Consider the following 20,906-nt stretch of genomic DNA (forward strand, 5'->3'; position numbering starts at 1 on the left):
TTAATTTGCTATTGATTAAATATCCCTTGCACTATAACTAATACTCTGTTAAAAAATCTAGAAAGATAATAATAAATTAGGATAACTATGATGCTTTATACCACACGCAAATTATCGGCTAAAAAAAATATTGCTTTAGTTGCTCACGATCACTTGAAAGATTCTTTATTAGCTTGGTGTAAAAAAAATCGTGAAGTGCTTTCTCGTCATAATTTATGTGGCACGGGTACCACTGGAACATTAATAAAGCAAAAAACAGGACTAAATATCACGCCAATGCTAAGTGGTCCCATGGGGGGCGATCAGCAGATAGGTGCATTAATTGCAGAAGGCAAAATCGATATCCTAATCTTTTTTTGGGATCCACTTAATGCTGTACCTCACGATCCAGATGTGAAAGCGTTGTTACGATTATCTACTGTTTGGAATATTCCAGTTGCCACTAATCAATCCACAGCCAATGCATTGATTCAATCCTCTATTTTTACGCAAGAAGTTGATATTGAAATTCCCGATTATCAAAGCTATTTAACTCAAAGAGTTAAATAAATACCAATACCATCTCAAATTCGTAAAACAGAGCGGCAAATACTTTTACTTGATAATCTGTTTATTGTCTTGGGTTTTTATGTTGTGTTTCCGCTTGTTTCAACCCACTTTGTTAGTTAAGTTGGTTGGAGTGCACTCTTTGTTGGTTTTGCGTTAGGATTTCGGCAATTTGTTCAACAAGGTATTGGTTTTATTTCTATGGCGAATGCTAGTGAGCCTTGGTTATTATTACTTTCTTGCTTGCTTGCTTTCATCGTTAGGAGGACTATTATTTGATCCACCTCGTATGGGACTGACTATTAAATTTACTCATCCACATGAGCGAGGTAAGTTCATATCACTGTTAATGATACAAGATAATGCTGGAGCAGTAATAGGTGCTCTTATTGGTGGAATTTTAATTGATTATGACTTCCATTTAGTATGCTGGTGTGGTGCTTTTATTTTTTTATTATGTGGAATTTTTAATTTTTTCTCCCTGCCAGCTTACCATATTGCTATTGGCAAAGCGCCTATTATTAATGGCATGAAAATGGTTTTCAAAGATAAAAAGTTCACCCGTTATGTTCTTACGTTAACTGGTTATTATGTATTATGGGTGCAAATAATGTTGATGTTACCTTTAACAATTACAAATGTGTCAGGTAGCCCGAGTTATGTAAAATGGATGTATGCTATTCAAGCTTCTATTTCTCTCGTATTGCTTTATCCACTTACTCGATGGAGCGAAAAATATTTCAGATTAGATCAGCGTCTTAAATTTGGTCTATTTTTGATGTCATTTGCTTTTATCATTATTGGTTTTACATCACAATTAACCGTATTATTATCACTTATTGCGTTATTTTACTTTGGTGCGACTATTGCTGAACCTGCTCGTGAAACCTAGTCGACTGTATTAAGTAATTCCAAAGCAAAAGGTAGTTATATGGGATTTATTCGTTTAGGGCTTGCGCTTAGTGGATTTATTGGTTATACCGATGCTGGTTGGTTATATGATATTGCTATGCAAATAGGATTTCCGCACCTTCCATGGATAGTGCTTACTACAATTGGACTATTAACTTTAAGTTATCTGCATCATCAATTTTAAAAAATGAGTCGCCAATGCATCCTATTAAAATGCGGAAGATTGGCTAATTTCGCCATCTTTAAATAAAATCGCTTCGCCAGTATTAAGTTTTTGCCATATCTCATTTGAAGTTAATGGTAAGGTTGAAATGATAGTAACAATATCATTGGGTGTTGTATGTTTTTGAAAATCAATTTCTACATCTTCGTCCAGTAACTTTGCTTTGCCAAATGGTGCTTTACGGGTTATCCAATGCAAATTCGTTGTGCAATAGGCAAATACATATTGCCCATCAGAAAGTAGCATATTGAATATGCCTAGTTGGCTTAATTGATCGGCACATTGCTTAATAAAATTAAATAGCTCAAGATCATCGATAGGTTTTTGTGAATATTTTTGCTGTAATTGATTAATTAAATAGCAAAAAGCATATTCGCTATCGGTTTCTCCAACAGGTTGAAAAAGCCCTGTATCTAAATTTTGGTAATTGGTTAATTGTCCATTGTGGGCAAAAGTCCAATTTTTACCCCAGAGTTCGCGGGTGAATGGGTGAGTATTTTCTAGTGCGACACCGCCTCGATTTGCTTGTCGAATATGAGCAACCACGGCTTTAGATTTTATGGGATATTCTTTTACCATTTTAGCAATAGGTGAATAGCTACAAGGCTCAGGATCTTTAAATGTTCGGCAACCTTTTCCTTCATAAAAAGTAATCCCCCAACCATCTTTGTGAGGACCTTTGTCCCCACCTCGTTTAATTAGGCTACTAAAACTAAAACAAATATCGGTTGGCACATTGGCGCTCATACCCAATAATTCACACATATTATTTTGACATCTCCTTTTCAATAAGAAGAATAAGAATATGAATTACTTTAATGTGGATTTCTTGTACACGATCGGCATAGCCAGAATGTGGAACACGAATATCAACATCGGCAAGCCCATTCATCTTCCCACCATCTTTACCGGTTAATGTAATGATTTTCATCCCTTTTTGTTTTGCTGCCTCAATGGCTTTAAGCACATTGGTTGAGTTCCCTGAGGTTGAAATACCTAAAAGTACATCACCTTTTTGACCTACACCTTCAATATAACGTGAAAAAATAAAATCAAACCCAAAATCATTACCCACACACGAAATGTGACTTACATCAGATATAGCAATTGCAGGGTAAGCTGGGCGATTATCGCGAAAACGACCTGTTAACTCTTCAGCAAAATGCATCGCATCACAATGAGAACCGCCATTACCACATGATAAAACTTTACCGCCTTGTTTAAATGAATCAGCAATTAAGACAGCCGCTTTTTGAATCTGCTCAAGATTTTTATCATCCGAAACAAAACTAGTTAAGACCTCAATGGCTTGGTTTAACTCATTACGAATATTGTCAATGTACACTGATACTTCCCCATCATTAAATAAATTTATTGTACTATTGTAATTTTTTCAAAATAGCTTGCAAGCGATAAAAATAAAATTACTTTTCTTGGCAAAAACTTTCAGGTAGATATGTACATTAAGTACATATGTTTCAAATATAAATGTTAAAGTCCAAATAAATTAAAATAATGACTAACAGTTAAAGAGTGAAATAACAACAAAATTTAGATTAATTTTAAAATTAATAAATAATACATTTACAATAGCTGAATTTTTTCATTTATTTTAAATAATATCTTGCATAAAACTCGGTCATAACGCTATTTGCCAATAGGATAAGTCTTTAATTCGTGATACAATTTAACAATTATTTTTTCGCTTAAGAAAAGAGTGAAAAGGCATTTAAAGTAGAATCAATAAGGAATGAATATGCAAACAATTGAAGGTAAAGTTGCTGCACCAAAAGCTAAGGTTGCAATTGTAGTAGCACGATTTAATCATTTTATTAATGATAGCCTTGTCAATGGTGCAATTGATGCGTTAACACGCATTGGACAAGTTGATGATAAAAATATTACTGTTATTTGGGTTCCAGGTGCTTATGAAATTCCACTTGCTACTAAAGTTGCTGCACAGTCAAAAAAATATGATGCAATTGTAGCGCTAGGTACGGTTATTCGTGGCAGTACGGCACATTTTGATTTTGTTGCTGGTGAATCAAGTTCTGGATTATTAAGTGCAAGTTTAGATAACACTATTCCAGTTGGATTCGGTATTTTAACTACCGAAAGTATAGAACAAGCTATTGAACGTGCAGGCACAAAAGCTGGCAACAAAGGTGCTGAAGCGGCATTAACTGCACTGGAAATGCTAAATATTATTAAAGCAATTAAGGAGTAATTTAGTGGCATTAGTTAATCCTCGTCGTCGAGCAAGAGAATGCGCAGTGCAAGCCATTTACTCTTGGCAAGTTTCTAGAAACGATCTTGCTGATGTTGAGACAAGTTTTATTGCAGAACAAGATATGAAAGGCGTTGATGCTAAGTATTTTCGTGAGCTATTAAATGGTGTAGCCAAAAACACCAGTGAATTAGATGACAAAATGACGCCTTATCTCACTGAACGCTCTATTAATGAGTTAGGACAAGTTGAATTAGCCATACTTAGAATCGCACTGTATGAATTAATAAAACGTCAAGATGTACCTTATAAAGTTGTGATTAATGAAGCTATCGATTTAACTAAAACATTTGGTGCTGCAGATAGCCATAAATTTGTTAATGGTGTATTAGATAAAATAGCCCCAACCATTCGTACTCGATAAGCAATTAATTATGAGATTGATATGAACAATAATACCGAAAAAAGCAAACCTACTATTTTTTATGCCAAAAATAGCGAATCTAAAAAGCCTTTTCGCTCAGCGACTAAAAAAAAGACTGACTGGAAAAGTAAAGACTCATTTCAAGTAAAACTTAAACGGGATCGTCATGATCGTATTGAAACATTCAAACCTAGAAATGATAAATCTGCATTTGCAAAAAAGAGTTTTATTGTTGATCTTAATCAATCTAAATTGCCTATTGAGAATGAATCACCATGGCAAAAAAAGCTTCGTACAAATGAACAAACTCCAACTTTTGGTTATGATGGATATCGCCAACGTAAAGAAGAAACATTAGTTTATAGCGAAAATAGTTGTAAGGCAGTATTCAAACATCGTCGCACAGCAATTGTTAAATTATTTATTACTCAAGAAATGACTTATCAATTTAAAGAGTTAATTGAGTGGCTCGTTAAACAACGTTTAGGTTATGATGTAGTCTCTAGCGAACAGATTGGTAAAATAACTCAAACGCAACATCATGGTGGCGTATGTTTAATTGTTAAAAAACGTATATCACTTACGTTATTGGATTATCTAGAAAACAATAGCGATAAAGATCATGATTGTGTTTTAGCGATTGATGATGTCAATAATCCCCATAATCTTGGTGGGTTAATTCGTAGTGCCGCTTTTTATGGCGTTAATGGTGTCATGTTACGCCAAACAAATTTACTTGATAGCGGTGCTGCTATGCGTGTGGCTGAAGGTGGCGTTGAAGCTGTTGAGTCAATTAAAAGTGATGATTTTGTGGCCTCAATAGATATGCTTAAGCAACATGGCTATCAAGTTATTGCCCTATTACCTTGTCAAGTAAAGTCAATTACATCCAGTGAATTGCACCAAATCCATTTTAATAAAAAAGTTGCGGTAGTCATATTTCAACAAATTAATATGAAACTAATTAACAGCGCTAATATTGTTGTACATTTAAAAGGCAACGATAACATGCCCGCATTAAATATTTCGGTTGCAACGGGCGTTTTATTATCGAACTTACATAAGTAAATTAATATTTTTACTATCAATGAGTTATTGGTAAAAAACTATTTTACTCATTGATAAAATATATCAAATAGCATCATTTGGTTAGAAATTGCTTTTTTTTTCTGTAAATTGTACTAGTTTTTATATATTTTGGTATGCGTCATGACTTTTAAGCATAAAGTTGGTTTAATTTTTGGGAAGTTTTATCCTTTACATTGTGGTCATATTTATCTAATTGAAAAAGCGATGAACCAAGTTGATGTATTACATATCTTTTTGGGATGTGAAGCATCGCGTGATAAGCAACTATTTAATCAAAGCCGTTTACCAAAACAACCACAAATAAGTGACCGCTTTTCATGGTTAAAAGAGACATTTAAAGATCGCCATAATATTCATATCCATGTACTTGATGAAGCTGGTATTGAGTTTTACCCTAATGGTTGGCAAGATTGGAGTGATCGGGTAAAGCAAATTCTTGCTGAGCATAAAATTAAGCCCAATGTGGTATTTACTAGCGAGCCAAAAGATGTTAATAACCATAAGATCTATTTTGATTGCCCAGTCGTTATTGTTGATGCTAATCGAGAATTTGTTAACATTAGTGCAACACAAATCCGCCAAAATCCATATAAAAACTGGAATTTTATTGCACAAGCAGCAAAACCTTTTTTTGTAAAAAAAGTAGCTATTATTGGCCAAGGCCGTTTTTGTGACTTACCACTCCAATTTGCTAATATTTATAATACTCAATACGTGCCCAATGGCTATATTAATTATATTGAACGAGAAATTTCAATCCAACATAATAAACGTTATTTGAGCGAATCCGATTATATGAAAATTGCAATGTTACATGTTGAACGAATTGCAAAAGCCGTTGAAACATCAAATAAACTTGTTTTTACTTCAATCGATTTTGAAACACTTGCACAATATTACAGTCAAATTTTCAAAAAAAATAATGACGTTTTAAGAGCCTTAAAAGAAAGTTGCCATTTTGATTTAGTCATTCATGAAAAAGATTTAAATCCTCAATCCTCGCAGCTTGAATATTTTGAAACTGTTTCAAAGAAGATTGAAGCATTATTGATTTAGTTCATCACATTTATTATGGCTTATGCTAAAATAAGCCAATTATTTGTGATAGGTAAATTTTATGTCTCAATCTTCTGACAAACAAGACAATACAAATCAAGAAAAAATTGATTTTGGTTACACTCAAGTCCCAAAACAAGAAAAAGTAAAACGTGTTGCTGAAGTATTTCACTCTGTTGCCGATAAATATGATGTTATGAATGATCTTATGTCATTTGGCATTCACCGAATTTGGAAAAAAATCACCATTGAGTATAGCAGTGTGCGTAAAGGCCAAAAGGTTTTAGATCTAGCAGGTGGCACAGGTGATTTAACGGCAAAATTCTCGCAACTTGTTGGTGATGACGGATTAGTTGTCTTAGCTGATATAAACGAATCAATGTTAAAAGTTGGGCGAGATAAACTACGAGACAAAGGCTTATTTAAAAATATCGAATATGTACAAGCTAATGCAGAGGAGTTACCCTTTGCTGATAACTATTTTGATTGTATAACCATATCATTTGGCTTGCGCAATGTCACTGATAAAGAAAAGGCTTTACACTCTATATGGCGAGTATTAAAACCTGGTGGGCGCTTATTAATCCTGGAGTTTTCTAAACCGCAATATCAGATCCTAAATAAAGCTTACGACTTATATTCATTTACTATGTTACCGTTAATGGGCAAAATTGTGGCAAATGATTCTGAAAGTTATCGCTATTTAGCCGAATCAATTCGAATGCATCCTGATCAAAATACACTGAAAAAAATGATGGAAGATGCCGGATTTGTTGATGTGAAATACCACAACATGACAGGTGGCATTGTAGCTTTACATATTGGCTTTAAATTTTGATGCGATAAAAAATAATGACCTTTTTTCGACTTTATAAAATACTTGCGATATTTCGTGCTTATCGATTAGATGAATTATTACCAAAACACCATTTAGTAAGGTGGCCACGGTTGGTTTTAAAGTGTTTATTTTGGATTAGACCCAAAGCTAAACATCAAGAAATTGGTGAGCGATTACGTCAAGCGCTACAGGAGCTCGGTCCCGTATGGATAAAGTTTGGGCAGATGGTTTCAACTCGACGCGATATTTTACCTAAACACATTGCAGATTCGCTGACCAAATTGCAAGATCAAGTTGCTCCTTTTGATGGACAAATTGCTAAACAGCTTATTGAATCGGCATTAGGTCAAACAATAGATTATTATTTTTCCCATTTTGATGAAAAACCATTAGCATCAGCATCGATTGCCCAAGTCCATACAGCAATATTAAAGCATAGCCAAGCTGAAGTTATTATTAAAGTATTACGCCCTAATATTTTACCTATTATTCAAGCTGATATACGTTTAATGTATTGGGTAGCTAAACAATTTACCAATCGCATAAAATCAGGCGAAAAATTGCGAGCTGTTGAAATAGTGCGTGATTATGAAATCACGCTATTAAAAGAGTTAGATTTACAAAAAGAAGCTTACAACACGATTAGATTGCGCGATAATTTTATTAATAGTGATATCTTATATATTCCTTATGTATATCATAACCTTTGTCGAAAAAATGTGTTAGTTGAAGAACGAATTAAAGGTATACCTATCTCAAATATTGAGCAGCTTAAGCAAAATAACGTCAATATGAAATTACTAGCTGAACGAGGTGTTCAGGCATTTTTTACCCAGTTATTTCGTGATAACTTTTTCCATGCAGATATGCATCCCGGTAATATTTTTGTCGATATTACCGAACCACAAAACCCCCGTTATATTGGCATTGATTGTGCCATTATTGGTATATTGACTGAGGATGATCAACGTTATCTTGCTGAAAACTTTTTAGCCTTTTTTAATCGAGATTATCGCAAAATAGCCCAAATTTATATCACATCAGGCTGGGTACCAGAAACAACTGATGTTGTGGCGCTTGAAATGGCAATGCGTAACGTCTGTGAACCTGCATTTGCAAAACCCCTTGCCCAAATTTCATTTTCACAAATTTTGCTACAATTATTTCAAGTTGCTCGCCAATTTGACATGGATATTCAACCCCAATTAACCCTGCTTGAAAAAACGTTATTTTATATTGAAGGGCTAGGTCGCCAGCTTTATCCTGAACTAGATTTATGGAAAACAGCAAAACCATTTTTAGAAAAATGGTATCAAGATAAATATAGCGCTAAAAAAATACTACAACAAACTTGGCAATCATTACCCGCGTGGCAAACTATGTTGCCAAAGTTACCCGAAAAATTAAATAACTACGAACGAATCAGTAAACAAATGAGTGCCCAACTAACACAAATTACTCAAGAATTACAGCTTAGTAAAAGGCGTGAACGGAATCTATATAAAATGATGGGGTTAGTGTGTGCTTTATCTATTATTATATTGGTTTCATATTAAGCTGATTGTCTTGGGAATATTATAATTTGCGTGTATAATTTGGTTATTTACCTCATCGGAGATAATTATCATGATGCCAAGCTTACCTCAACTTTTAATATTAATTGCGGTTGTTGTATTGTTATTTGGAACAAAAAAATTACGTTCATTGGGCTCCGATCTTGGCGAATCAATTAAAGGCTTTAAGAAAGCAATGAATGATGATGACGATAAAAAAGATGCTGATAATTCACAAAAATCTGAAAATATCGATTCATCTGATGCTAATAATCAGAGTAAAAAAGAGTAAACCGTGTTTGACATTAGTTTTGGTCAATTATTATTAGTTTTAATTATTGGTCTGGTAGTTTTAGGGCCAGAACGGCTACCCATTGCGATAAAAACAGTTACAGGGTGGATAAAAGTGCTACGCCGAATGTCTGCTACGGTACAATTAGAACTAAATAAAGAGCTCAAACTGCAAGAGTTGCAAGCCAGCTTAAAAAAGGCCGAACAAAGTGGTTTAAAAACACTTACACCAGAAATTCAAGAATCTATTGATGATTTAAAACGTGTAACCGAATCCTTACAAAAAGAAATCGATTCAGCCACGAAAATTGATACTGAAACTCGTACAGATAAAAATACACCATGACAGACAACGTTACTCAACCATTAATTGGACATCTTGTTGAACTTAGAACACGGCTTTTGCGGTGTATTATCTGTATTTTGCTGGTATTAATTTGCTTGCTTTATTTTTCCAATGATATTTATCATATTGTGGCAAATCCGCTTATGAGTCAATTGCCACAAGGCAGTAATATGATAGCAACGGATATTGCAGCGCCATTTTTTACACCAATTAAGTTAACAGTTGTAGTGGCGATCTTTATTTCAATTCCTTATGTGCTATATCAAATTTGGGGATTTATTGCCCCAGCGTTATATCAACATGAGAAACGTCTGGTTATGCCGTTAATTGTATCAAGCACGATTCTTTTTTATCTTGGTATAGCATTTGCTTACTTCGCTGTGTTTCCATTAGCGTTTTACTTCTTTATCCATACCGCACCGATCGATGTGGCGATTAATACTGATATTACCAAGTATCTTGATTTTGTAATGACACTCTTTATTGTCTTTGGATTTGCTTTCGAAGTGCCAGTTGCTATTATTTTGCTTTGTTGGACAGGAATAACTACACCAAAAAGTTTACGAAACAAGCGACCATATATTATTGTTGGGGTATTTGCTGTTGCTATGTTTGTTACCCCTCCAGACGTATTTTCACAAATACTATTAGCTGTACCTATTTGTTTACTATTTGAAATTGGCACTTTTTTTGCCCGTTTTTATCAACCGCGCAAAAATGACGAAATGGAAGATGACAACAACCATGATTTTGATGAGACGTAAACAAATATAGAATGAGTAAACTGAAAATAACTAAGGATAACGAGTCATAATGAAAGCATCATTACCTGATTTTAATTGCGCCAATGTGTTAGTTGTGGGCGATATTATGTTGGATCGCTATTGGTATGGGGGAACGAATCGTATATCGCCCGAAGCGCCAGTACCTATAGTTAAAATTGACTCGTTAGAAGAACGACCTGGTGGTGCTGCCAATGTTGCTATGAATATTACTTCACTTTGCGGTAATGTACGCCTAATCGGTCTAACAGGCATAGATGAACCAGCAAAAATTCTTAATGAACAATTAAGTAAACATAAAGTTCAATGTGATTTTGTTTCTGTATCAACACACCCAACCATAACAAAGTTACGCGTTCTATCACGTAATCAACAATTGATTCGCCTTGATTTTGAAGAAGGATTTAACAATATTGATGCAACGCCTCTTCTAGAGCGTATTCAATCAGCATTAACGACCCATAAAGTTTTGGTACTGTCGGATTATGCCAAAGGTGCGTTATCTGCTGTTCAATCAATGATTAAGCTTGCTAATCATGCCAATGTGCCTATCTTAGTCGATCCAAAAGGAACCGATTTTGAGCGTTACCGCGGGGCGACATTGTTAACTCCAAACATGTCAGAATTTGAAGCAGTAGTCGGACATTGCAAAACTGAAGAAGAGATTGTTGAAAAAGGTTATCAACTCATCAAACAATATGATCTAAAAGCCTTACTAGTAACACGTAGCGAAAAAGGCATGACATTATTACAGTTAGATAAACCAATTTACCACTTACCAACTCAAGCAAAAGAAGTCTTTGACGTAACAGGAGCTGGCGATACAGTAATCGCTACATTAGCTGCAGCATTAGCTGCTGGTCAATCTTTAGAAGAAAGTTGTTTCTTAGCAAATGTCGCAGCGGGTGTGGTTGTTGGTAAACTAGGTACTTCAACTGTTTCACAAGTTGAATTGAGTAATGCCATTCGAGCCCGTGCCAATGACGGTTTTGGAGTAATGACAGAAGAAGAACTTAAAGAAGAAATCAAAAAAGCGCGTATGCGTGGCGAAAAAATTGTTATGACCAATGGTTGTTTTGATATTTTACACGCAGGACATGTTTCTTACCTTGCTAATGCGCGTAAACTAGGCGACCGTTTAATTGTAGCAGTGAATAGTGATGCTTCGGTTAAACAATTAAAAGGGGAATCCAGACCCATTAATCCGCTAATGCAACGTATGATTGTACTTGGTGCACTTAATTCAGTTGACTGGGTTGTACCATTTGAAGAAGAAACACCACAACGTTTAATTGCAAGTATCTTGCCTGATGTCTTAGTCAAAGGCGGTGATTATAAACCCGAAAATATCGCCGGTGGTAAAGAAGTCATTGAAGCAGGCGGCACAGTTAAAGTCCTCAATTTTGAAGATGGTTGTTCAACCACCAATATTATTAATGCAATAAAAAATCGCTAAATTAACAAATCTTATCGGTTGCTTCAGCGTGCCACTGATAAGATTTATGATCCGATATCAATATACTTGCTTATTATTCTATTTTACGCATTTCTTGGAAAATAGTGTTAACGCTAAGCACTATTTTCAGTAACTGACTAATAAAATATCAACAATTATTAGCATGATCAATCGTTAATAACTATTATTAAATTTTAGAATGAATACTTTTTTTATCTTTCGTTTTATGTAAAGCTAATAGCTAACTAATGAAAATTGTATTAAGGATATTTAATGACCAAACATTATGATTATATAGCTATCGGTGGTGGTAGTGGAGGAATTGCATCAGTTAACCGAGCGGCATCCTATGGAAAAAAGTGTGCACTAATTGAAGCAAAATTATTGGGTGGAACCTGTGTTAATGTTGGTTGTGTGCCCAAAAAAGTCATGTGGTATGGTGCACAAATTGCTGAAGCCATTAATCATTATGGCCCTGATTATGGTTTTAATACCACCATTAATCAATTCAGTTGGGACAAATTAATTGCCAGCCGAAATGCTTATATTGATAGAATCCATCAATCTTATGATCGTGTCCTTAATAACAATAACGTTGATGTTATTCATGGTTATGCTAAATTCGTTGATGCTCATACAGTTGAAGTCAATGGTGAACATTATAGTGCTGAACATATTTTGATTGCTGTTGGTGGTAAACCAAGTATCCCGAATATTCCTGGTGCTCAATATGGTATAACATCGGATGGCTTTTTTTCTCTAAAAACCTTACCCAAACGTGTAGCCGTTGTTGGAGCTGGATATATTGCTTGTGAAATTGCAAGCGTATTACACTCGCTGGGTGCACAAACACACCAATTTATTCGTAACGCTACGCCACTACGAGCTTTTGATCCGCTTATTATTGATACCTTGATGGAAGTGATTGCAACAGAAGGGCAACAATTACATACTTTTGCCATTCCGAAATCAGTTACTAAAAATAGCGATAACTCATTAACATTAACTCTTGAAAATGGCGAAAGCTATATTGTCGATAGCTTAATTTGGGCAATTGGCCGTGAACCTGCGACCCATGATATGAATTTACAAGCAGCAGGCATTGCTGTTGATAGTAAAGGTTTTGTGATAGTTGATAAATATCAAAATACTAATATATCAGGAGTTTATTCAGTCGGTGATGATACAGGCGCAACAGCATTAACCCCTGTTGCGGTTGCTGCTGGACGTCGTTTATCAGAAAGGCTATTTAACAATAAACCTGATGAACATTTAGATTACAGTAATATTCCAACTGTAGTATTTACTCATCCGGCAATTGGTACCGTAGGCTTAACAGAACCAGACGCAATAAAGCAATATGGATCTGAAAATGTAAAAGTTTATCAATCAACATTTACAGCAATGTATACCGCAGTTACTCAACATCGCCAACCATGTCGCATGAAGCTAGTTTGTGTAGGTAAAGATGAAAAAATCGTCGGTATTCATGGCATTGGTTATGGTATGGACGAAATACTACAAGGTTTTGCAGTGGCATTAAAAATGGGCGCTACTAAAAAAGACTTTGATAATACCGTGGCAATTCACCCAACCGCAGCTGAAGAGTTTGTCACAATGCGTTAATAGTATCAGTTATTGTGTAGTACACATTAAAATAAAAAGCAGGGTAAAAGCCCTGCTTCAGATTGATGACAAACCTCGATATAATTCGGGGTTTATTTTTTTATTTAAACCATAAATAGGATTTTTAATTTGGATTTTATTAAATAAATTAAAAAATAGCTTAAAAAAACGTAACAAAAATAGCTTTATCGCTATTTTCTTGATATTTTGAGCCGTTGCGGCCAATAAACACTGCATTTGAACCTGCGCTCTTCCTCTAAATCGTGCATAGCGATGTCCGTGATGTCGTTTAGCATCAGCAAAGCTGCGCTCTATCGTTTCTTTTCGCCGAGCATAGACTTTTTTACCCTACTGACTTAAACGAATCTCGTTGGCTTTCTCTTTATCTGCTTCCCAGATATGCCGTGTGATGACTTTCTGTGTATTTTTACTCTGTGTACACTGTGACAATAACGGACAGATTTTGCAGGTTGTTGCATCAGAATGATAATGACGATAACCTTCCCTGCTGGTAGTTTTATATATTAATGTTTGCCCGTTTGGGCAAGTATAAGTATCGTTTTGACTGTTATAGATAAACTGCTTTTTTCTGATGGGATTCGCACCATGGGTGGGGCGGCGATAACCCAACACCGGATATATCTGCTCTGCCAGCAGTAAATGGCAAATGGGAGCCGTAAAATAACCCGCATCAAGACCGACACCAACCGGATTAAAGCCAAACCGCTCTGGCTGGCGTTTTAATCGAGCCATATAAGGCTGGGAATCATGGATATTTCCGGCAGTGACATAGGTATCGGTAATTAAATTATGTTTGCCATCAACCGTTCGGTGATCTAAGTAGAAGAATCCTTTAGGCTTGCCTTCCCGATGCATAAAGCCACTGTCTGGATCTGTTGTACTGACTTTAACCTCCTTGTATTTCTCTACCGTCGATGGCTTTAAGGCTTTTTTCCGTTTAATTCTCTTTCTGTGTTGATGGCTTGATTAAGCGCATCAATATATTGACTGGGCTCAACAATATGCTGCTCATTACGTGCTTTGCCTTTATTGGCATTTGCTTTTAGGTGAGTACTGTCCGTATATAAAACCCGACCACTTATCAACCCTTTGGCAATGGCCTGCTCAACAATATTATCAAAAATCTGTTGATAGATTTCACTGTCATTAAACCGACGGCGACGATTTTGGCTAAGTGTTGAGGCGTCAATCACTTTTTCGGTTAATCCCATTCCCAGAAACCAGCGGTAAGCTAAATTGACCTGAATTTCCTGAACCAGACGACGTTCACTGGGGATACCGAAAAGATATCCCAATAACATGATTTTAAACAGTCTGACCGGATCTTCTGCCGGACGACCGTTATTAGGGCAATAAAGTGGTGCTACCGCTTCTCGAATAAATTCAAAATCAATGACTTTAGCTATTTTACGAACAAGATGATTTTGAGGGACAAGCGCATCTAGCGAGATTTGCTCTATTTTTTCTGGTGTCGCTGGAGTTGGTTTTTTTAGCATAGAAGAACTTCTCTTATAATGGACTCCTCTCTATTAGATCAAAGAACTCGTCAAAAAGCGAGTTCTTTGTCATCAATCTGAAGCAGGGTAAAAGCCCTGCTTTTTATTGGTTGTAGTTACTGATTAATGACCCGAGTTACTATTCCATCCTTGTTTTGCAAGTGGGTAGAAACCGACAGCAATCGCAATTAATGCCACAAAAGAGATATAAAGGCCTGCACCAAGATAACTATACTGACCTAATAAATGTTCAGGGCTTAATAGATAAATTGTTAAAGTCGGTGTAAATGCACTAAATAGTGCATAGGCTAAATTGTAAGAAAACGATAAGCCAGAATAGCGAATAGCTGGAGGAAAAGTTCTCGTTCCAATAATTGGTGTCATAGCGATAGCCCCAATGAAAAGACCAAATGCAGCCCATGTCCAATAAAGTTGAGTTAACGATATTTCTGGACTTAAGGAGCTATAAAAGTAGATACTAGTAATAGCCAACCCACCCCAAGTAATGACAACGGTTTTAGTGGTTCCTAACTTGTCTTCTAGCCAACCGGAAATAACACAGCCGATTGTTAATGTTAATGCTGCAATACAACCGCCAACACGCCAATCAAGGTTAGTAAAGTGATACATTCCACCGACAATACGTCCAGGAGTAATTAAAATCCCCACCATAATTGCTGTTGATAACGACCAAGTTAGTAATGCAACAATCACACATGCTGTTTTGTGTTTCTGTAGCACTGTAACTACAGGAATATTTTTTTCGATAGCTTTACGGGCGGCTAACTCTTTAAAAATAGGTGTTTCAGAGAGAAAACGTCTTAAATAAACTGAAATAATGCCAAAAATACCACCAATAATAAACGGAATACGCCAAGCATAATCTAAAATATTTTGTTTAGTAAAACAAAGATCAATAATAATAGTTACAATAAACCCAAGTAAAATACCACCAGTGATGCCAGAAGTTAATGTCCCTACACCAAGCCCATAACGTTGCTTTGGCACATGTTCAGCAATAAACACCCACGCACCTGGCATTTCGCCACCTATAGCAGCACCTTGTAGCATTCGCATTACTAACAATAACAGCGGTGCAAAAATGCCAATCATATCGTAAGTTGGCAATATACCAATGATAAATGTTGGTAGAGCCATCATAGCAACACTTAAGGTAAACATTTTTTTACGCCCAACTTTATCACCAAAGTGAGCCATAATAATGCCACCAACAGGGCGAACTAAATAACCGGCAGCAAAAATACCCCAAGCAAACAAATCTAACGTTAATGGTGAAAGTGTATGCGGTAAAAAGAGTGGCTTGACGATGGTATCAATGTAAAGTGCATAGATAACAAAATCATAAAATTCTAATGTACCACCTAAAGAGGATAAAACTAACGTTTTAAAATCCTGACAAGTTAATGGTCGAGCGCTAGGCTGCCATTCAGTGTTGATCTCAGACTGACTCATGGAAAACCTTATTATTAAATTAAGTAAAAAATAAAGAACTGTCTTTTATTGATTTAAGATAAAAATGTGAGCTTCATTCTGCCATAAAAAAAAGTCCTTTTTTTCATCATAAAAAAATTTAATGTATACAACAAATCAACTTATTTGATTTATAATCCAACCAATTTATGCTTAAAAAATACAAATCGACATAAAGCATAATTAATAATAGATAAGCTAGGTAAAATTTGATGCAAAATAACGAAAAAGTACGTTGTGATTGGGTTTTGAATGATCCCATATATATTCATTACCACGATAACGAATGGGGCATTGTTCAACATAATAGTCTTAAATTATTTGAAATGATTTGCCTTGAAGGGCAACAAGCAGGGTTATCATGGATTACTGTTTTGAAAAAGCGTGATGAATATCGCCGCTGCTTTTTCAATTTTGACCCTAAAAAAATCATAAGATTGTCAACTGAAGATATTGAGCAATTACTTGAAAATAAAGGATTGATCCGTAATCGTTTAAAATTAAATAGCATTGTCAAAAATGCCCATGCTTATTTAAACATGCAAAAAAAAGGGGAAGATTTCTCGCAATTTATCTGGTCTTTTGTAAACGGTAAACCCATTATTAACCACTTTAAAGATAAAAGTGAAGTACCTGTAAGCACCGAAATATCTGACAACATGTCAAGGGAGTTAAAAAAAAGAGGCTTTAGTTTTGTTGGCTCCACAATTTGTTATGCTTTTATGCAATCAATGGGACTGGTTGATGATCATTTTCAGAATTGCTTTAAAAAAGGATGTTAATTTAATGAATATATTGAAGTTATTAAAGTATTCCGTAATCACTATATTAAGTTATTTTATTGTCTGTAATATTATTATTTTTATTTATGCACAACAAAAGCCCGTTGATAATGCTGAAACTATGGTTGTGTTAGGATCTCAAGTTGTCGGCACGCCAGCTACAGCGCCTTTAACTTTACAAATTCGTTTAGATATTGCTGCTACTTACTTACAAAATAATCTTCAAACTAAAGTCGTTGTTTGTGGTGGACAAGGTAAAGATGAATCAGCAAGTGAAGCCAGTGTGATGTTTAATTACTTAGTGAATAAAGGAATAGATGCTTCACGAATCTATATTGAAGATAAATCAACCCGAACTGCGCAACAATTCGTGTATGCTAATCGCATTTTACCATTAGGAAAAACGATAGTTGTAACTAATGATTTTCATTTATTACGTTCAGTAATGCTGGCTAAACGCTCAGGATTTAATGATGTATCTGGATTGTCAGCGCCCTTGAGCTTTTCTAATTTTGATAAATATATTGCAATGATAAGAGAACCACTTGCTTTGGCTAATTCTTGGTTATTTGATCACCCTAAAAATTAAATTAGGTATGGTAGTTTTTAACAACTTATCAAATCTTTTGATTCTTTTATATATTTTTTGAATATAGCTCATTCTTATCATCACTAGATAAGTAAGCAGTAGCTGTTTTTGGCATCTTGTCCATGATATTATGGCACATTGCTATTTAATTTAGAAATTAATACATATGAATTTAGATACTATTGTTGCACAGGCAACCCCACCTGGCCGTGGAGGTGTTGGGATTTTACGTATTTCGGGATCTCAAGCCCGAGCAGTAGCTCAATCTATATTAGGTAAATTACCTAAACCACGCCACGCTGATTATTTACCTTTTTTAGCATCAGATGGTTCAACTTTAGATGAAGGTATCGCTTTATTTTTTCCAAATCCACATTCATTTACTGGCGAAGATGTGCTTGAGCTACAAGGGCATGGTGGGCCAGTTATTCTCGATTTATTGTTAAAACGAGTTCTGGAAGTGCCTAATGTCCGTATTGCACACCCTGGTGAATTTTCAGAGCGCGCATTTTTAAATGATAAGCTAGATCTTGCCCAAGCAGAAGCCATTGCTGATTTAATTGATGCAAGTTCAGAACAAGCAGCAAAATCTGCAATATCATCTTTGCAAGGTGTATTTTCTAAAAAAGTAAATACACTGGTTGAATCATTAATCCATTTACGCATTTTTACCGAAGCAGCAATTGATTTTCCTGAAGAAGAAATAGACTTTTTATCGGATGGTAAAATTGAGGCTCAGCTAAATGAAGTAATTACTCGCTTAGCTGAAGTTCGCCAAGAAGCTAAGCAAGGAACACTGTTACGAGAAGGAATGAAGGTGGTCATTGCTGGGCGCCCTAATGCGGGTAAATCAAGCTTGCTTAATGCACTAGCAGGGCGTGATGCCGCCATAGTGACTGATATAGCAGGAACGACCCGAGATGTACTACGTGAACATATTCATATCGATGGTATGCCGTTACATATTATTGACACCGCAGGTCTACGTGAAGCCAGTGATGAAGTGGAGCGAATTGGTATTGAGCGAGCTTGGCAAGAAATTGAACAAGCAGATAGAGTATTGTTTATGGTCGACAGCACAACAACGATCGAATCCAATCCCGAAAAATTATGGCCAGAATTTATTGAACGCTTACCTAAAAATTTGCCTGTTACTGTTATTCGCAATAAAGCAGATTTAACTGGCGAATCGCTAGGTTATAGCGAAGCAAATGGTTACTCGCAGATCCAACTATCTGCACGAACAGGTGAGGGAATAGAACTGCTACGTGATCATCTAAAACAAGCCATGGGCTATACCAGTAGTACCGAGGGAGGATTTTTAGCACGCCGCCGCCACCTACAAGCACTCGAAAAGGCAGCTCAGCACTTAAACAATGGCAAACATCAACTCGTTGTTTTTCATGCTGGTGAATTGTTAGCTGAAGAGCTAAGGTTAGCTCAAGAAGCTTTAAGCGAAATCACGGGAGAATTTACCTCCAATGACTTATTAGGCCGTATATTTAGTTCGTTTTGTATTGGTAAGTAAATGCAATTAAAAAAATTAATAAAATCAATAGGTTTTCTGAACAACTTTTAGAGGTAAAAATGCACTCTTTTTTGGCAGTCTTTTATTCACAGTATGCAAATACTTCCTTGTTTTTGAAAATATTAAATATATCCACATTAAACCACTATTTTAATGATGATTTGTAAATGCGTTATTCTTAATATCGATTTGTCATAAATTTTTTTTATAACCTTAAAAAAAGATTGAAATCGCACGTTAATTAAGTAAGGATAACTGACAGTAATATTTTTATACACTATGTATAGCAAAGCCTTTAAGACTAATGCAATGAACAATAAGGAGTCAACATGTTTAGTAAAAATATGACTATTGCCGATTATGATAAGGAATTGTGGGATGCCATTAAAGGCGAAGAACAACGTCAAGAAGATCATCTTGAACTGATCGCATCAGAAAACTATACCAGCCCACGAGTAATGCAAGCGCAAGGCTCACAACTTACCAATAAATATGCTGAAGGTTATCCTGGCAAACGCTATTATGGTGGTTGTGAATATGTTGATATTGTTGAAAAATTAGCAATAGATCGTGCTAAGGAGTTATTTAGCGCGGATTATGCCAATGTGCAGCCGCATTCGGGTTCGCAAGCTAATTTTGCGGTTTATATGGCACTGTTAAAAACAGGGGATACCGTTTTAGGTATGAATTTATCCGAGGGTGGTCATTTAACGCATGGTTCGCCAGTGAGCTTTTCAGGCAAACTTTATCATGTTGTTTCTTATGGCGTTGATGATTCTGGTCATATTGATTATCAACAGCTGGCTAACATTGCTCAAGCATCAAAACCTAAAATGATTATTGGCGGATTTTCGGCTTACTCTGGCGTGGTTGATTGGAAGCGTATGCGCGAAATTGCCGATAGTGTAGGCGCTTACTTATTTGTGGATATGGCGCATGTAGCAGGTTTAGTTGCAGCGGGCGTTTATCCAAATCCTGTTCCTTATGCGCATGTTGTTACCACTACAACACATAAAACCCTAGGAGGCCCACGAGGGGGATTAATTTTAGCTAAAGGTGGTAGTGAGGACTTATATAAAAAACTAAATTCAGCAGTTTTCCCTGGGGCACAAGGCGGTCCTTTAATGCATGTGATTGCTGCTAAAGCTGTTGCATTAAAAGAAGCCATGGAACCTGCGTATAAACAATATCAACATCAAGTAGTTAACAATGCTAAAGCTATGGTGGAAGTGATTTTAAATCGTGGTTATAAAGTGGTATCTGGTGAAACAAACAATCACCTATTCTTAATTGATTTAGTCGACAAAAATATTACAGGTAAAGAAGCTGATGCCGCTTTGGGTAGTGCTAATATTACTGTTAATAAAAATAGCGTACCTAAAGATCCGCAAAGCCCATTTGTAACATCGGGTGTGCGTATTGGTACACCAGCTATTACTCGTCGAGGCTTTAAAGAAGCCGAATCACGTGATTTGGCCAATTGGATTTGTGACGTGTTAGACAATATTGATGATGAACAAACCATTCAAACAGTGAAAGAAAAAGTGTTAACTATTTGCCGTCGATTACCAGTTTATCAGCATTAATTATTGATAAAAAATCGCCGACTATTGTCGGCGATTTTTTTGAT

At 35.7% G+C, this 20,906-nt stretch carries 18 protein-coding genes and 3 pseudogenes; 17 read left to right on the forward strand and 4 right to left on the reverse strand.

What is annotated here, in order from left to right:
- Positions 1–90: 90 nt before the first annotated feature.
- Positions 91–549 (forward strand): methylglyoxal synthase, encoded by a 459-nt coding sequence (locus A9G40_RS06755; protein ID WP_065582421.1) that lies wholly within the window; start codon positions 91–93, stop codon positions 547–549.
- Positions 550–1,642: pseudogene (locus A9G40_RS15840) on the forward strand (MFS transporter).
- Positions 1,643–1,666: 24 nt separating this feature from the next.
- Here A9G40_RS15840 and A9G40_RS06765 read toward each other — a convergent pair.
- Both A9G40_RS06765 and lpcA read right to left on the reverse strand, forming a co-directional pair.
- The gene (locus A9G40_RS06765) at positions 1,667–2,446 is read right to left on the reverse strand and encodes a class II glutamine amidotransferase (protein WP_065582422.1); all 780 of its coding nucleotides are present in this window, start codon (positions 2,444–2,446) and stop codon (positions 1,667–1,669) included.
- A gap of 1 nt (position 2,447) precedes the next feature.
- Positions 2,448–3,026, reverse strand: a complete 579-nt coding sequence (lpcA, locus tag A9G40_RS06770; RefSeq protein WP_065582423.1) for a D-sedoheptulose 7-phosphate isomerase — start codon at positions 3,024–3,026, stop codon at positions 2,448–2,450.
- A 411-nt stretch (positions 3,027–3,437) separates the two neighbouring features.
- On the opposite strand from lpcA, the gene ribH reads away from it, so the two are divergent.
- The 11 genes and pseudogenes from ribH to gorA all read left to right on the forward strand — a co-directional run bounded on the left by ribH (position 3,438) and on the right by gorA (position 13,369).
- Positions 3,438–3,908, forward strand: coding sequence for a 6,7-dimethyl-8-ribityllumazine synthase (gene ribH / locus A9G40_RS06775; protein ID WP_065579589.1), 471 nt, complete (start codon positions 3,438–3,440; stop codon positions 3,906–3,908).
- Between the two features lie 4 nt (positions 3,909–3,912).
- On the forward strand, positions 3,913–4,332 hold the full coding sequence (gene nusB / locus A9G40_RS06780) for a transcription antitermination factor NusB (protein ID WP_065567674.1): 420 nt from the start codon (positions 3,913–3,915) through the stop codon (positions 4,330–4,332).
- Positions 4,333–4,353: 21 nt separating this feature from the next.
- On the forward strand, positions 4,354–5,400 hold the full coding sequence (locus A9G40_RS06785) for a TrmH family RNA methyltransferase (protein WP_065582424.1): 1,047 nt from the start codon (positions 4,354–4,356) through the stop codon (positions 5,398–5,400).
- A 141-nt stretch (positions 5,401–5,541) separates the two neighbouring features.
- Complete coding sequence (gene nadR / locus A9G40_RS06790) at positions 5,542–6,477, forward strand: multifunctional transcriptional regulator/nicotinamide-nucleotide adenylyltransferase/ribosylnicotinamide kinase NadR (protein ID WP_065582425.1); 936 nt, start codon at positions 5,542–5,544, stop codon at positions 6,475–6,477.
- 61 nt (positions 6,478–6,538) lie between these two features.
- On the forward strand, positions 6,539–7,315 hold the full coding sequence (gene ubiE, locus A9G40_RS06795; protein WP_065582426.1) for a bifunctional demethylmenaquinone methyltransferase/2-methoxy-6-polyprenyl-1,4-benzoquinol methylase UbiE: 777 nt from the start codon (positions 6,539–6,541) through the stop codon (positions 7,313–7,315).
- Between the two features lie 14 nt (positions 7,316–7,329).
- Positions 7,330–8,871 carry a ubiquinone biosynthesis regulatory protein kinase UbiB gene (gene ubiB, locus A9G40_RS06800; protein WP_065582427.1) on the forward strand — a complete coding sequence of 514 codons (1,542 nt, stop codon included), beginning with the start codon at positions 7,330–7,332 and terminating at the stop codon, positions 8,869–8,871.
- A gap of 70 nt (positions 8,872–8,941) precedes the next feature.
- Positions 8,942–9,160 carry a twin-arginine translocase TatA/TatE family subunit gene (gene tatA, locus A9G40_RS06805; protein ID WP_065579593.1) on the forward strand — a complete coding sequence of 73 codons (219 nt, stop codon included), beginning with the start codon at positions 8,942–8,944 and terminating at the stop codon, positions 9,158–9,160.
- A gap of 3 nt (positions 9,161–9,163) precedes the next feature.
- Positions 9,164–9,445: pseudogene (tatB, locus tag A9G40_RS06810) on the forward strand (Sec-independent protein translocase protein TatB); the annotation flags it as partial.
- Positions 9,446–9,501: 56 nt separating this feature from the next.
- A complete protein-coding gene (tatC, locus tag A9G40_RS06815) occupies positions 9,502–10,269 on the forward strand; it encodes a twin-arginine translocase subunit TatC (protein WP_065582428.1) in 768 nt (255 codons plus the stop codon).
- A 49-nt stretch (positions 10,270–10,318) separates the two neighbouring features.
- Positions 10,319–11,743, forward strand: coding sequence for a bifunctional D-glycero-beta-D-manno-heptose-7-phosphate kinase/D-glycero-beta-D-manno-heptose 1-phosphate adenylyltransferase HldE (gene hldE / locus A9G40_RS06820; protein ID WP_065582429.1), 1,425 nt, complete (start codon positions 10,319–10,321; stop codon positions 11,741–11,743).
- Positions 11,744–12,016: 273 nt separating this feature from the next.
- Positions 12,017–13,369: a glutathione-disulfide reductase gene (gene gorA, locus A9G40_RS06825; protein ID WP_065582430.1), complete on the forward strand. Its 1,353-nt coding sequence runs from the start codon at positions 12,017–12,019 to the stop codon at positions 13,367–13,369.
- Between the two features lie 57 nt (positions 13,370–13,426).
- Here the strand turns inward: gorA and A9G40_RS06830 are convergent.
- Positions 13,427–14,886, reverse strand: a pseudogene (locus A9G40_RS06830) (IS1182 family transposase).
- 123 nt (positions 14,887–15,009) lie between these two features.
- On the reverse strand, positions 15,010–16,359 hold the full coding sequence (locus A9G40_RS06835; RefSeq protein WP_065582431.1) for an MFS transporter: 1,350 nt from the start codon (positions 16,357–16,359) through the stop codon (positions 15,010–15,012).
- Positions 16,360–16,589: 230 nt separating this feature from the next.
- Between A9G40_RS06835 and A9G40_RS06840 the strand changes: the two genes are divergently transcribed.
- The 4 genes from A9G40_RS06840 to glyA all read left to right on the forward strand — a co-directional run bounded on the left by A9G40_RS06840 (position 16,590) and on the right by glyA (position 20,862).
- Positions 16,590–17,159, forward strand: a complete 570-nt coding sequence (locus A9G40_RS06840; RefSeq protein ID WP_065582432.1) for a DNA-3-methyladenine glycosylase I — start codon at positions 16,590–16,592, stop codon at positions 17,157–17,159.
- A gap of 4 nt (positions 17,160–17,163) precedes the next feature.
- Positions 17,164–17,748 (forward strand): YdcF family protein, encoded by a 585-nt coding sequence (locus A9G40_RS06845; RefSeq protein ID WP_065582478.1) that lies wholly within the window; start codon positions 17,164–17,166, stop codon positions 17,746–17,748.
- 166 nt (positions 17,749–17,914) lie between these two features.
- Positions 17,915–19,276: a tRNA uridine-5-carboxymethylaminomethyl(34) synthesis GTPase MnmE gene (gene mnmE / locus A9G40_RS06850; RefSeq protein ID WP_065582433.1), complete on the forward strand. Its 1,362-nt coding sequence runs from the start codon at positions 17,915–17,917 to the stop codon at positions 19,274–19,276.
- A gap of 329 nt (positions 19,277–19,605) precedes the next feature.
- Positions 19,606–20,862 carry a serine hydroxymethyltransferase gene (gene glyA, locus A9G40_RS06855; RefSeq protein ID WP_065582434.1) on the forward strand — a complete coding sequence of 419 codons (1,257 nt, stop codon included), beginning with the start codon at positions 19,606–19,608 and terminating at the stop codon, positions 20,860–20,862.
- The last annotated feature ends 44 nt before the right edge of the window (positions 20,863–20,906 follow it).

The organism is Gilliamella sp. Nev3-1 (assembly GCF_001690435.1).
Lineage (GTDB): Bacteria > Pseudomonadota > Gammaproteobacteria > Enterobacterales > Orbaceae > Gilliamella > Gilliamella apicola_C.